Annotated in this window: 21 protein-coding genes; all 21 read right to left on the minus strand. The window is 37.4% G+C overall.

Annotated features, from left to right (window positions below):
* Positions 1–7 precede the first annotated feature (7 nt).
* A complete protein-coding gene (gene gp17, locus C6348_RS17150; RefSeq protein ID WP_106043837.1) occupies positions 8–376 on the minus strand; it encodes a tail completion protein gp17 in 369 nt (122 codons plus the stop codon).
* Entirely contained in the window at positions 373–756 is a 384-nt protein-coding gene (locus C6348_RS17155) for an HK97-gp10 family putative phage morphogenesis protein (RefSeq protein WP_106043839.1), read from the minus strand. Before C6348_RS17155 ends, gp17 begins: the two co-directional genes overlap by 4 nt.
* Positions 749–1,114, minus strand: a complete 366-nt coding sequence (locus C6348_RS17160; protein ID WP_106043840.1) for a phage head closure protein — start codon at positions 1,112–1,114, stop codon at positions 749–751. The genes C6348_RS17155 and C6348_RS17160 overlap by 8 nt, the downstream gene beginning before the upstream one ends.
* On the minus strand, positions 1,047–1,391 hold the full coding sequence (locus tag C6348_RS17165) for a head-tail connector protein (protein WP_106043842.1): 345 nt from the start codon (positions 1,389–1,391) through the stop codon (positions 1,047–1,049). The genes C6348_RS17160 and C6348_RS17165 overlap by 68 nt, the downstream gene beginning before the upstream one ends.
* Positions 1,392–1,405: 14 nt before the next feature.
* Complete coding sequence (locus C6348_RS17170; RefSeq protein WP_106043844.1) at positions 1,406–1,804, minus strand: collagen-like protein; 399 nt, start codon at positions 1,802–1,804, stop codon at positions 1,406–1,408.
* Positions 1,805–1,828: 24 nt separating this feature from the next.
* On the minus strand, positions 1,829–2,125 hold the full coding sequence (locus C6348_RS17175; RefSeq protein ID WP_106043846.1) for a hypothetical protein: 297 nt from the start codon (positions 2,123–2,125) through the stop codon (positions 1,829–1,831).
* Positions 2,122–3,345 carry a phage major capsid protein gene (locus C6348_RS17180; protein WP_106043848.1) on the minus strand — a complete coding sequence of 408 codons (1,224 nt, stop codon included), beginning with the start codon at positions 3,343–3,345 and terminating at the stop codon, positions 2,122–2,124. The genes C6348_RS17175 and C6348_RS17180 overlap by 4 nt, the downstream gene beginning before the upstream one ends.
* A 35-nt stretch (positions 3,346–3,380) precedes the next feature.
* The gene (locus tag C6348_RS17185; protein ID WP_106043850.1) at positions 3,381–4,013 is read right to left on the minus strand and encodes an HK97 family phage prohead protease; all 633 of its coding nucleotides are present in this window, start codon (positions 4,011–4,013) and stop codon (positions 3,381–3,383) included.
* Positions 4,006–5,247 carry a phage portal protein gene (locus C6348_RS17190; RefSeq protein WP_106043852.1) on the minus strand — a complete coding sequence of 414 codons (1,242 nt, stop codon included), beginning with the start codon at positions 5,245–5,247 and terminating at the stop codon, positions 4,006–4,008. Before C6348_RS17190 ends, C6348_RS17185 begins: the two co-directional genes overlap by 8 nt.
* Before the next feature lie 6 nt (positions 5,248–5,253).
* On the minus strand, positions 5,254–5,436 hold the full coding sequence (locus tag C6348_RS19110; protein ID WP_106043854.1) for a hypothetical protein: 183 nt from the start codon (positions 5,434–5,436) through the stop codon (positions 5,254–5,256).
* Positions 5,437–5,447: 11 nt separating this feature from the next.
* Entirely contained in the window at positions 5,448–7,160 is a 1,713-nt protein-coding gene (locus C6348_RS17200; RefSeq protein WP_106043855.1) for a terminase large subunit, read from the minus strand.
* Positions 7,160–7,663 (minus strand): phage terminase small subunit P27 family, encoded by a 504-nt coding sequence (locus tag C6348_RS17205; protein ID WP_106043857.1) that lies wholly within the window; start codon positions 7,661–7,663, stop codon positions 7,160–7,162. The genes C6348_RS17200 and C6348_RS17205 overlap by 1 nt, the downstream gene beginning before the upstream one ends.
* 396 nt (positions 7,664–8,059) lie before the next feature.
* Positions 8,060–8,419, minus strand: a complete 360-nt coding sequence (locus tag C6348_RS17215; protein WP_106043861.1) for an HNH endonuclease — start codon at positions 8,417–8,419, stop codon at positions 8,060–8,062.
* Between the two features lie 98 nt (positions 8,420–8,517).
* Positions 8,518–9,084 (minus strand): hypothetical protein, encoded by a 567-nt coding sequence (locus tag C6348_RS17220; protein WP_106043863.1) that lies wholly within the window; start codon positions 9,082–9,084, stop codon positions 8,518–8,520.
* Between the two features lie 50 nt (positions 9,085–9,134).
* Complete coding sequence (locus C6348_RS17225; RefSeq protein ID WP_106043866.1) at positions 9,135–9,701, minus strand: hypothetical protein; 567 nt, start codon at positions 9,699–9,701, stop codon at positions 9,135–9,137.
* Positions 9,702–9,878: 177 nt separating this feature from the next.
* Positions 9,879–10,619 (minus strand): hypothetical protein, encoded by a 741-nt coding sequence (locus C6348_RS17230; protein ID WP_142394262.1) that lies wholly within the window; start codon positions 10,617–10,619, stop codon positions 9,879–9,881.
* 251 nt (positions 10,620–10,870) lie between these two features.
* A complete protein-coding gene (locus C6348_RS17235) occupies positions 10,871–11,590 on the minus strand; it encodes a hypothetical protein (protein ID WP_106043870.1) in 720 nt (239 codons plus the stop codon).
* A 256-nt stretch (positions 11,591–11,846) separates the two neighbouring features.
* Positions 11,847–12,389, minus strand: coding sequence for a site-specific integrase (locus tag C6348_RS17240; protein ID WP_106043872.1), 543 nt, complete (start codon positions 12,387–12,389; stop codon positions 11,847–11,849).
* The gene (locus tag C6348_RS17245) at positions 12,386–12,835 is read right to left on the minus strand and encodes an ArpU family phage packaging/lysis transcriptional regulator (RefSeq protein ID WP_106043874.1); all 450 of its coding nucleotides are present in this window, start codon (positions 12,833–12,835) and stop codon (positions 12,386–12,388) included. The genes C6348_RS17240 and C6348_RS17245 overlap by 4 nt, the downstream gene beginning before the upstream one ends.
* A 13-nt stretch (positions 12,836–12,848) precedes the next feature.
* The gene (locus C6348_RS19190) at positions 12,849–12,971 is read right to left on the minus strand and encodes a hypothetical protein (protein ID WP_262982740.1); all 123 of its coding nucleotides are present in this window, start codon (positions 12,969–12,971) and stop codon (positions 12,849–12,851) included.
* A 91-nt stretch (positions 12,972–13,062) separates the two neighbouring features.
* Positions 13,063–13,668, minus strand: coding sequence for a hypothetical protein (locus tag C6348_RS17250; protein ID WP_003216268.1), 606 nt, complete (start codon positions 13,666–13,668; stop codon positions 13,063–13,065).
* Positions 13,669–13,670: the final 2 nt, after the last annotated feature.

Below are 13,670 nucleotides of genomic sequence, written 5' to 3' on the forward strand. Positions count from 1 at the left end.
TTTCCTCCTAGAAAAATGTTTTGACGTACCTCATGCCCCGATGAAAGATTTTTGTATCTGTTTCGTAAAGGTCGACGGAATCATATCTTCCGTAACCTAAATCTTTCATAAGACGGTCTATTTGTTTCGCTATTTCTGTTTCGTTTTTCCGTGTGTCTGCTTTTGAAAATATGCTTAACTGGAATCGAACCTCACTTGCTGCCGAATGGTTGTCTCTGTACTCTTGATCCCTATTTGTAATCTCTGAAAATACAACCCTGGGGAATGCGGCCACATCATCGGCCACAAGATTATGAAAACCACCCGTGACAAGCTGCTTTAATTCATTGTTTTTTAATAACGCTGCACTCAATTCCTTCTTTGCATCAAAGCTCATTTAATAGGCGCCGTGATAATTCTTTCCATGATCTTCACAGCTTGTCCCTCCCCTTCAATTGCGCTTTTTTCAATGAATGGATGCGGCGGCATTTTAGACGTGCCCCACTCTAAAAATCGCCCTCTGTAAGCGACTTTTCTATTCGGCCCAACCGAAACAAACAGCTCACCGTCTTTGGATTCTCTTGCAGCTGAAACCGTGATGTTATCCACCATATGAGGTTGATTCTTTGAACTCTTATTCACGTTACGTTTTTGATGCTCGGCTATTACCTCGCCCCCAGCTTTAAGGGCAATCTTTTCAGCTTTTTCGACGTCGTCACCTATCTTGTTGAAAAATCTCGTTAGATCATCAAATCCTTCAATATCCATATCAGCCATTTATGCCAACCTCATTGCATGTGACTTCAAGCCGCTTCTTTTTATTTTCAACGTCGTTAAAATCCATTACGTCGAAAGTGCGGTATATTGGCTCTCCTGCATCATCGGTTCCCGTTTGATGAAGGATTCGCATGTCTTGTTTAACGTCTTCACGATATCTAATTGTAATTTTCTTCGGTGACTTGACTCCTAGCGCGCCAGCCACAAGCGTGTCTGACTTTGAGCCGGAAAATCCTTCAATTGAACCCCATGTCTCAAAAACATTTTCATAAGATTCATTCCATTTCATCTCATCGTCCTGCACCCTTTTCTTTACTTGAAAAGTTAAACGACGATTCAACTCGCTTATCTTCTTCATCCTCTTCTACCTCCACATAGCGAAGTTGAGTTAGTTGATCCCGAATAGTAAAAGGGATGGATGAGCCGGAAACGCCTGACTCATACACCCCTCGATTTTCGTACCAATGAGCAACAAGCATGCCTGTTACCAGTGCATACTGCTCGTTACCTTCAACATAACGCCCTATACCATTTTTGATATATCCCTTTGCTGCAGTAATTAAGGATTTAAGCAAGGCGTCATCTTGGTCGGTATCAACCTTTAAATATTCATCTTTCAGCATTTTTAAATCCATAGAAGACCGCCTACTTATTCAGTTTTTGGTTTTTCTAAAGCTTCGACTCTAGTTTGTAATTCGGTAATCGTTTCTTTTACAGCTGAATTGAGATTTTCCCACATGACGCTGCCAGTACCGATAGTACGAGAGTTGACAGATTTATCAGCTAAATGATCATTTTTAATAGACCCCGTTTCAATTACTGCAGGATCTCCTTTGTCACCTTTTGGGCCTTGCTCTCCTGGATCGCCTTTTTTTCCTTTCGGACCTTGTGGGCCTTGTTCACCTGGATCACCCTTTAATCCCTTCACATAAAGTGGATTTTCTTCGCTATTGTCTTTCACCGTAACTGCTGTGATAGGTTTACCATCAGGGCCCGCCTCCGCGGACGTGAATACTCCATTACTTTCGTTTAGATAATCTTTTGCCATGTTAGATCAATTCCTTTCCAATGTTTATTCTTTGCTCATTTTGCTTTGCAGCTCTTTTATTTCGTCTTCCATTCCCTTGAGTCTAGTTTCAATAGACGAATTAAGATGCTCCGGCATAACGCTTCCCGTCCCGATGTTTACCGAACGAACCGCTTTTTCGGCCAGTATTTCATGTGTCACGCTTCCTGGTGCAGCTGATCCGCCGCCACCTAGACTCACTTCCTCGCCGTCTTTGACGATTTTTCCGCCTGCAAACTCTAATACACCACCGATGACAGTTCGATCCCCGCCATCAGTGGTGTAATTTTTCGTCACTCTCATGACTTTTTCACCTCTTCTTCTTTTACTTCTTTTACTTCTTTTATTGATAATTGGCCGTATACTACGGCTTCTTCGTCCCATTTCCGGACGTCTTCTCGTTCAATTGCACGCACTTTTGTTGTGTTCGTTTCAAATGATCCTGCTGCAAGATTCGTATAGTCGATAGACTGTTGCTGTCGATCAAATAAAACAACTGCCTCTTTTAAATCCCCAACGATTACAGGTGCTTTCCCTGCTTTTGTTTTCAAGACTTTGTTTGAGATCACCACCACGCGGCGACCAAACAGCATTTTATTTGTCGGTTCGGAAGGAATATCCTTGAGTAGATATTTACCGTCCGCATCTTTCAATTGATCAAGATAGTTAAACCCGTCTTGGTTTGTCATGATGATCGCACCAGCTGAAATGGCGGTATCTAGCGTAACGTTTAAAGTCTTTTTAATGTCATCCAGGCCTTTAAATTCTACCTTTTTCAAATCGTCAAGGATTTTCAGGATGAGTGCATTTCTTGTTGCGACTGATTTTTTAACGAACCATTTCGCGACATATGTCATGATCGCTTGATCTGTATCTTGCAGCAATGTATTGGAAAGTGGCAAAAGCCCAGCATAGTCAGTAATGCTATATGATAGTTTTGTAAACTTAGGCTGGTCTGTTTCTGGAATGTTTCCCATTTCCTCGATGTCTTGGAATGGTGTCATGTCTCCGTTTTTTTCAAGCATACGGCTACCTGATCTTGTTGCCACAGGCTCGACTGTTACATATTGCTCAAGTTGATGTAGTTGCTCCCGCTTTAACTCTTTAATAGTTCTTGAAATATCTTCGGGGATCAGGATTCCGCCATCTTCTTCATTTTTTCCTGACATCGCTCTGAATTCAGGGTTTTCTAGGAATTCACGTTCTTCATGTGTTAAGGATTTACCTCGAAGAGACTTCATGAACAACTTGGTGAATTTCTTTTGACGTTCTTCCTTATCCCCTTCGGCTCCTTTTCGTCCCTCCGGGTTACGTTCTAGCTCCGGCACAAAATTTTCACCGCCAGGTAAATCAGGCACGTTCAGTGAGCGTCCTTCTACCATCAATTCAATTTGATTCTTAAGCTCTTTCACTTCATCGAGTAGCTGGCGCGCTTCCTCTGTTTTTCCTTCTGCTAGTGCTTTATCAGCATCTTCTTTCTTTCGTGTAAACTGCTGACGCAGTTCAATTTCTTTTTTTGTCATCTTTATTTTTCCTCCTCATAGAACGCAAAAAAGCCTTATTCGGGAAGATCAAGGCTTAATAGTTCCAATTCAATTTTTAAATTTTCATCTGTTGGTGCACTTCGTTGTTCTTTCATTTCTTCTACTTTCTCTAAGCTGCGGGCTCCTACCACAGCTTCGGTATCGCTATATGCTGGTGTCGTTACTAGAGATATGTCATAAATGCGGTGAATTCTGTTTATTCTTCGTTCGTATATATCCTCGTTTTCGTTAATTCTCCATTCGTCGGGTTCGTCTCCGTTGTAATCCAACGAAAAGGCAAAAGAACATTGATTAATAACGCCGCTGCGTATATTCTCCTTGAGATCGCGCGCATATGACGTGTCTGACGGTTTAAATCTGAATTTAAGACCTATGCCATCTATTTCTAATTCAAGCCGTCCTGATTCCCCTGAAACGGTGTTTCTTGCTAGAGGAAAATCTTCTCGATGATTGAACAGTGCAACGACGTTTGATAGATCGGTAGATTCTAAAGCGTTCCTGCTTATGATTTCCTTGAACCACCCCAAACGCTCGGACCATTTTTCAAATTTCAAGGCATATCCTTCCACATATTCGGCTTGTCCTTCACCGTCGGAACGTATCTCAATTGGCGTCGTGAGCAGCCGCACTTCTTTTTCTTTACTCATTCTTGCTGTCACCTCCCTTCATGGCTGAACCAGCTTTAAGCCGCTGGTATTCTTCCATAAAGTCAAGGAACACATAGTTCAAGCTAGATAGATATTTTTCACCATGTTCAATAGGGTTTCTTTCAATCAAGTCGCGAATCTCATTTTTATTTAAAAGACCCGCTTCACTCATCGTCTTAAAATACTCTGCTTGAGTTTTACTGTCGCCGCGCAGCTCACTATCAACATTGAATTTTACATAATGGCCCGCTTTTTGATCATTGTCAGTAAACAATTTAATATTTAACTCCTGTTCAAAATTCACGATCCACGGTTGCAATGTGTTTTTTACGTATTCCAGGGATTGATGCTCAATGTTTGAAAATGTGGCTTTATCAAGCTCATTGAGTTTATGCAACGGAACTTTATAAATCATTGCAATTTGTGCTTTATTGAATTTCATAGATTCTACAAACTGCGCTTCTTGCAAAGGCATAGCAATTGATTGATATTCAAGACCATTATCAATAATCGCTATGTTTTCACCCTGGTTGACCCGCAGCCATTCTTTTCTTACGTTCTCTTTTGGTTTTTCATCCAAGAAAGAAGGTACTTTTAGAATGCCTCGCGGCGTGGCTTCGTTTTTATATAGTTTTGCGTTATATTTTGTTGCAGCTGCTTGAGCGCCTATATGCTCTCTCACTACCCCAATAGGCGACTTACCGTGAATGCCATCCGTTGATAAACCTTTAAAATGCAACACTTGGTGTTCATATAGTTCCATCGTTCTTCCGTTAACGGTGGTTTGGTACCATAGCCTCCCTGAGTCGGGATGGATGTATGCTTTTGTTGCATCCGGCCGCAACGGGTAAAGATTTTCAGGGAAACCGTGAGCCCCAAACTCAATCATTGAATAGGCATTTCCCCATGTGAGTACATGCGTCATCATCAGCTTTTTCCACACATAAGCAGTCATGTATGGATTCGGCCTTGCGTAGATTGCATAGGCAGATGGATGATTAGGGTTTCTGTTGACTCCTTGACTCTCTTTTTTAAAAGTGTGTATCGGTAGCTTTGCGATGTCATCAGACAGTACGTTGACACATGCGAAAATGTCAGGCTGCTCAAATGAATTACTTTCACTGACTCTTTCACCACTTGCCGTTTCTCTACCTCCAAACAGATTGATCAACTGGCTGAAACCGTCTAACGTTTTTGAGCCGGATCGTTTTTCAAAAAACTTGTCTATAAACATTTATTTTCACCTCTCTTTCTGCCGCACGTGACTAGACAGCAGGTAGGCATAAAACATAAAAAATACACCCGTCAGAAATAGACCGATGTTTGTATTTACCCGATACGCTGCCAGCAGAATAAAGGTGCACCCTCCAATAAACAGCAAGTCGTTTAGTATTGATTTCAGAAGTACAATAAATTTTTTCACTCTCTCACATCCTAAAAACTGAAATTTCCTGAAAAATGTTTGTTTAAGTCAACGTTTGCGCCCGTATCGTGATACATGGCCCTAGCAAAAGCATTCATCACCGCTGCAGCTGGATCTATTCTTTGAGGTGATTTCGCTTTGTCTAGCATGATGTTTTCTTGCGGATCTTGTTTAAGGATTGCATTATTATACGCAAAAGTGAGCAATGGGTCATTCGCATGAATGACCTTGCCCTCGTATACCTTTTGTCTGTAGTCTTTTGTTGGTAAAGAAAGATGCTGAATCTTTTGCGGCATCTCAACCATATTAAATCCCTTACTCTCAAGCCGTTGTGCAAGGTGCAGCGCATTCCATTTGTCGTAAGCAGCTTCAATGACCCTTAATTTGTTGACGTGTGCAAATTCAATGATCCACCTTTCGACAAATTGATAGTCAACTGCCTCCCCTGGTGTGAATGTCATCCAACCTTGATCGCGCCATAAATCATAAGGCACTTTATCAGTAGCCATTTTCTCTTTTGCTTTTTCCTCTGGAATGAAAGAATGCTGGCCGACATAATAAAAGCCATCAAGGACGCCAACCCACCCGACAGAAGTCAAATCCGTTGTCATTGATAAATCTATGCCAAGATAGATGGCCATTTCTTTTAGATCGGGTATTTCACCATGACAGGCCCGCCATTTTGACATTTTCATATAGCCATTGTCTTTTTGGTCGACCCAGCGATCCATATTTTTTGTAAGAAAACTTCGCATTTTTTCAGGGACTTCGAGAGCCGTTTCTAAATCTGATCTTAGAGACGTCATGCCTTCTTCATAAGTTGCAACGATTGGGTTTGCTTTAATCCAGTTAGATTCATCTTTAACATCATCGCTAGTATCAAGCTCACAAATCAATGCAAAATAATCATCTTTTTTTGTATCTACATCAGGGTCAAGTATTTTACTTGTATATTGATACTCTTTAAAACAGGGGCCGTTTAAGTTATACCCAGCAGTTGTAATAATTACCATAAGGGGGCTTCGTCTCGCTACCATTCCACTATTGAGCACGTCATAAATCTCACTTGTTTCATGTGCGTGATATTCGTCTACAATTCCTAAAGATGGGTTTTTCCCGTCTCCTACCTTTCGGGCTTCCCTTGAAAGAGGTTGAATAATGGAATTTGTTTTGTGTTTCTTAATCTTTCCGTTGGCATCCGTATATTTCCCCTCTAAAATTGGCGCGTGATTTAGTTGTTCAAGAATTGCTTGATAGACTTCATCTGATTGATCTCGCGACCAACCTGCAATAAACACACGATGTTTTTCTTGAGTTGGGAAGATCTCATACGAAGCCATTATAGCCAGTAGTTGCGATTTTGCATTTTTCCTAGCTAACTGAATATATACTTTTCTGAATCGTCTAGCGTCATTCTCTTTTCTGTAAAAGCCGTAGATATTAGCAGCAATGAATAATTGAAAGTCTGTAAGTTCAATTGGCTTACCTGCTAATATCCCTTCGACATGATTAAATTGCTTGGCCCATTCATAGAAATCAAGGACTGCTTCCGCGTCAAAATAATACGGACAGTCTTCATCTGCTAACCGCTCTACGTCTTTAATGAACCTCTGAACAGCCCACTTGTGCTTCTTTCCTGCTTTTATTTCGCCCGCTTGGATCTTTTCGCAATATGACCAAACTCGCTCAATTAAAAGCTCCGCGGTCATTTCTTGCGTTAGCATTACATGCGCCCTCCAAAGCGTTCTTCTTCTTTTGTCTTAGGCTTGTCATCTTTCTTTGGGATAACGAGTTTACAGCGTGAGGAAATGGTTAAGCCTAAATCACTTGATGCTTGTCTGCATTGTTTAAATAACTTATCTTGATTTATAAGAAGATCACTGTAGGCAGCATTCGCAATTTCAAACTTTTCTCCCTCTGAATTTTCAGCAAGGGTTGTGATCGGTGTCTCTAATATGATTTCTGTTATTTCTAAATATTGTTTTCTTGCAAATAAAAAACGGGCAAGCGCGTCTACATCTAAATTTGTGATAATTCCGATGTTTTTGAGCTCGTCCGCTATCTTTTTGAATTCTCTTTTTAAGTCTTTTGGTAAGTAAGAAGGAGCTTTCACTTTGTCATCTGGTGCCTTTATTTCTTGCTCTCTTCTTTCTTTAATCTCTTTCTTGGTAAGGTTTTTCTTACCCTTTACCAACAATAAATCTACAGGTTGTCTAGGCCTCGCCATCCTCTCACCTCCTTTCAAAATTTCATTTAGGGAATTTCTCGCGATGTTGAGGGAGACGCGGTCTACAACAAATCGTTTCTAGGGATTTAAGGTAGGGGGGCCTTCAACTTCAATGCGAAGCTGATTCATGTCTCTTTCTAAATCTGCTCGTATCGAATCTACTTTCTTATAATGTTGATCAAGTAGGCTTTTGTTCGTCGTCATTCGAATCGCAGTGTAATCCTACTGATTTTACTTTGCTGCTTTCTGATTTCCGCGTTTGTGTAGTAAGATGTGTACTCAGCCTTACACCTCGGACACACTAGCAGATGACGTTTGATTCCGCGTCCGATCTTCATAATCCTAGAACAGTATTTAACTATGAAGATTGTTCCGCATTGATCACATGTACATTTTTTATAATCCATTTCCAAACCCTCCATCTTCTTTAGCGGTCTTCCTACTGTGACAGGACGCACACAACGGCTGCCAGTTAGAAGAATCCCAAAATAATTTTTTATCTCCCTTATGCGGTTTGATGTGATCCACTACCGTAGCAGCAATTCGTTTGCCTTGTAACATACAAGACTGACACAAAGGATGTTTTGCTAGATAACCTTCACGCGCTTTACGCCATTGGCTGTTATACCCACGGCGTGACGATGAATCACGGAACAGATCATATGAAGGCTTCGATGTCTTATGCTGCTGGCAATACCCTTCACGCGTTAGTTGAGGACATCCAGGTTCATTGCATGGTTTCAATGGCTTTTTCATTCACGTTCTTTCTCCCCTCTAAAAAATAAAAAACCTTTCTTAAAAGAAAGGTTAATGATAAACGTTTTGTAGCTTAAAAATATATGTGGTGTTCTCACTTAATTTGATATTAATTCATTTGCTTTTTCAGTATATATTGCTTCAACTTCTTTATCGGTCAAAACTTTTCCATTCTGTATTTCTTGCTTAGTTCGACTCCATTCTGATTTTAATATTACTTGCTGAAGCGATATTATTTTTTTTTGATTTTGCTGTGCAACACTTTTATCAAATTCATCATGTTTTACAAGAAACAAGAGAACATTATTGACTTCATCAATAAGTTTTTTCGCATACTCCTCTGACGGATTGACCAGTAAACTAATATTATTTTGTAATCTCCTTATTGTTGCGATACTCTCAACAAAGTTGAAATCATCCTTCCATTCTTTCTCTTCTTGTGTACGCCTCAAGAATGAATTCAGTTTAACAATATGTATAAATATTAAGTCATTAAATTCCACAAAATTATCTCTCATTTTATTAACCCATTCAATTCTTTGACTACTTATAGTGTCCACTATAGACGTCCTTCTTGCATTCTTCACTTGAATCACAATGGTTATAATACCAGTAACAACTGAAACAAAACCTGCAATAATTGCAGCGGTTATAACTTCATTCATTAAATCTCTCCCCCTTTATACAATATTTCAAATTCTATTTCTTATATTAATCAAGTATTAATTTGCTGTTGTACTACTTTATCATAATCTACTATACACTCTTCCAATAAAACCAAGGTCGCATATAACCTTCCAATGGATTTATGCCGTTTTGTATAAATACAAGTCCAAAAAATCATCAAAACCAAAAAAGGCACAGCAGCACTTACTAACACATATTGAATTACAGGTTTAAAACTAGATAGAGAGTTAAACAACTCGTTAAAATTAATCTTTTTAATATCTTGACTGTCTAAATATTTACCAAAGATATTACTCATAAGTGACATAAAACTTGATACCATTGCCATTGATGCTGACACCATAACAGTTATCATAACAAGTATTATTGAAAAAGGCTGACTGTATAAAGTTTGAGTGTCTTTCTCTACTTCTATAGAAGCTTCAATTCTTTTTAACATCATGTTTAATTCATCTTTATCATGATCTAAGATAATGTCTTTTTGTAATTTAACATCTTCGTTATAAGTTGTTTTTAATATTTTTTTATACTTTTTTTTATAACGACCTTTTAAATATTTTGTAACATCTTTAGATTCTCCAAGTTTCCTAGTCATATATGATCACCTCAGATGATATATCGACCTGTCATGTGAAAATTTTATTATTCGCAAATTTTGTCGAACGAAAAAACGACCTCCGTAATGGAAGTCGCCCCCAATTTATCACCTAATACCATATTAACCGCTCTCAGACAAAACGCTTTGCCAAGATTCTGCCAAAAGTGTGCCAAATTAAAAATATTGTGGTGGAACTCCCTTAATATAGTTTACGTCGACTAATTTTACTTCATTATCTGTAATAGTAGCTCCACTTTCTCTTAAGTAAGATAAAATATACTTTATTTCATTCATATTGAAAGAATCGTAAACACTATCGAGAAAGATACTAAATTCTATCCTAGCATTCTTTGGAAATGTTCTTTTAACCCACTTCCTAAATTCATAAATAGCTTTCTTTTTTTCATTACTACTACCTTCTATTAATCTTTTAGTATCTAAGTCTATCAACTGACCGTTAAGTTCTTTTAATTTCTCATTTAATTTTAAGTTAAATTCTTCTAGTTTTTCTTGAGTCATCGTGCCCTGTGTTTCAGAATTTTCTTTTATTAGCCTCTCTGTATAGTTTTGTAATTCAACTGTATTATTTTTCATAATACTTTTGATTTCGTCAAGTTCACTCATAGCTCTTAACAATTCCGTTATTTTGTCTTGCGCTAATTCTTGAAATTCCATTAATTTCTCAGCAGTTTCTTTGATTTCAATAATTGATTGCCTTTGACCAGCAACATCTACTAGAGTCATTAATATTGCAATTACAGCTAGAACAACAGAAATACCAGTAGCCATAACATTCATCTGGTTCCCAGCATCTTTATTCCCACCAAATGCAATTGCCAATGTAAACGTAATAATTAAGAGTGCAATAATACAACCATATACTAAATGTACAACACCTATTTTTTTATCTTTCACCATAAATCTCCAATCCGTTTTTAAGAACATTATATATCTAGTATAGTTATTTATCCACATAATCCACCAATTCACCATATCTATTATTGTGTCTAACTCAGGGAATTGCTAAATCCTTTGCCCCTGTTGCTGTTCAGTCATTTCCTTAAAATGAGTTGGACATTTTCTCGTTATGGTGAGTTGATGAAAATAATCTCAAAAAAAGCCCACGTTTAATATCGAGGACTTTCAACTAACTCTATACACCTATTTCAATTTGATATGGTGCTTAGAATCCCATTCTCAAAATATAAATACTTATTCCCTTTATAAATCCACTGCTCCATAGTATGATCTGCTGTTTGAGTTTTGTTTATCTTTTCAGGCTTCCCCCATCCTTCAATTAATACTTCTTCTTTAGACATACCAACAGAAACACTTTGATGACTATTAGTTCTCTCTTCTATCACAGTTGCTCTTTCCCTTATAGCAGAATACTTTTCTGCTTCTTCTATTTCCTTAATATTTTCTTGAATTTGATCATCTTTATCATTTTGCAAAGCATCTATGTGTTTTTTATTATTTTCTTGAGTTTGAAGAAAATCTAAATCTGCATGACTGTTTTTGTATTTTACTTTATCTAACATTGCATCAACATAAGTATAATCATCATAATTATCTAAACTCACTTTAGCACCTTTTAACTGTTCTAACTTTTTGTAAGCAGAAGCTATAAAGTAATAATCTTTTTTAAATTCATTTTGTAATTCCCCAGTCTCTTTAATAACATGATCAAATTCTTTATTTTTAATAAGATTAATGATTTTTTTGTCTTCACTAGAAAGATTATGCTGCTTTTTAGTCTCTTTTTCTTCACTTGATACTTCTTTTTTGTTATTACTACTAGACTTAGAACTACTCGAAACACTTTGATTAGAGCAACCAAATAATGTAACTATAAGTACAGATAAAACAAGAAATAATCTTTTCATTTGAAATCTCCCTATTATTTAAATTCAATTAAAACTAAATAAACCTTATTTAAAACTGGTTTTAGCTGCCGATAAATATTTAACACACAGATAAGATCGTTAGAAAAAGTATAACGATGGATGCTTTATTTCGTGAATATAAATCTATAAATCATTTATATATTACCTCCATCTTTCTATCGACAGAAAACAAATAAATGAAATGGTTTGCAAAATTTGTCGAACAAAAAACGCGCTTTCGTTTGAACAGATGAGCCTATAAGCCGAAATCGTCCATTGTTTTATCCATTGTGTCTTGTGTGATCCCGATATATCTCAGTGTAATATCCGGGCTTGAATGGTTGAATATTTCTTGCAGCAAGGCTACATCCTTGAATTTCTTATAATGCCAGTAACCGAAGGTTTTTCGAAGTGTATGCGTCCCTATACTATCAAGTCCAACATACTCCGCCGCCTCTCTCAAAATAATGTATGCACTGCTGCGACTGATGGGCTTGTTTAGTCCCTCTCTGCTTCTAAATACATACTCTTGATCATCACGATCTTTAATATATTGATCTAGTGCTTTCCGAAGTGTCTTGTTTATCTTGATTCTTTTTTCTTTGCCTGTCTTCTTCTCCCTTAAAGACACATATTGTTTCTTAACATCTTTAACACGTAATTGAAGAAGATCAGATATTCTCAAGCCTAAATTGATTCCGGCCACAAAAAGTAGTAAGTTCCTTTTGTTCCGCTCTCCAAGATATTTCTTTATATAATGGATCTGATCAAGATCCCTTATCGGCTGAACAAAATTCATGATTTATCCCCCTGCTTGTACACTTCTTCTCTCAAAGCAAAGGCTAGTCTATAATATGCTTTATTTTTAACACGATAATAATTCCTTTGGCTGAGGCCCATTTCAGCGTAAATCTCGTAATCATACATTTCTTCATCTTGCATATAGAGCATAACTAAAATACGGCGCTCTTTTTGCGTAAGACGATTGATTGCACGCTGAATCCGTTTCATGAATTGATCACGCTTGATTTCCCAGTCCATTTTTTTAAGGGCTGCATCCTCGGTCGATGAATGAAACTGATTGGAGAAACTCGGCGGCGTTATGGTATATGTTGTTGTGATCTTTGGAAGAAAGTCTTCCGGCGTTTGCAACCTAAGTATTTTATATTTTTCCATCATTTTTTCCATTTTGAATCTTGTTTTTTCTTCGTCGATCTGCGGAATGTCTAAAAGTGTTTGATTCAAGATAATTCCCCCTTTATTTTCTGCGCATTGCCCCGCCTTTGACTCGCTTTAATCGTTGCATGTTTTGCCCCATAAGCTCTCTTAAATCTCTGTCAGTGAGCTTCTGCGGCTGTTTTTTTGGTTTATCCTTCTTCATGTTCATCCTCCGTTCAGACAAATAAAAAACGGACACCAACCAGCACCCTTAAAAGGTGTTGATCAGTGTCCGCAGGCTCTCCGTCTTGGACTTATTTTTTCCTAAGAAGAAATTTTATCACTATCATTATCATGAGAGAAATCACAGCAGATGTTGTTAAGAAAATTAATAAATTAATAGGAGTATCATCCTTAATAAAGTTAAGGTTTTGATTTAGAATATCTAAAACAATCGTTGTAAAAAGAAAAGCGATAGCTGAACCAGTTACAAAACTAAAAAGTGAATGAATACTTTTTTCATTCTCATCACTAGCTTCATTATTGGAATTATTCGAAAGGTTCGAATTCAGACTAGATTCTTTTAAATCTAATAACTCTTCGGATATTTTTGATTTTTGAGAACTCGGTAGAAAACTCGTTTCAAAAATCTCTCTAATGAGACGATTAATTACATTCTCTAAATTATTAATATCTTTACTCTTTATTTTGTATGATTTTGAATATGCCATACACAGTGTTTTTATAAGGGAAACACTCGGGATTTCGCCTTCTGAGATATAATTTTTCAGCGTCTTGTTTAACTCTGAATTTGCAATTTCAACTCTGTTTTTATATTCTTTTCGATCTAACAATCTCATAATAAGGCTATTAATTACTGTAAAAATTAAACCAAAAATAAAAGTAGTCAACCAGTACATCC

This window comes from Bacillus sp. YBWC18, from assembly GCF_002998775.1.
Lineage (GTDB): Bacteria > Bacillota > Bacilli > Bacillales > Bacillaceae > Bacillus.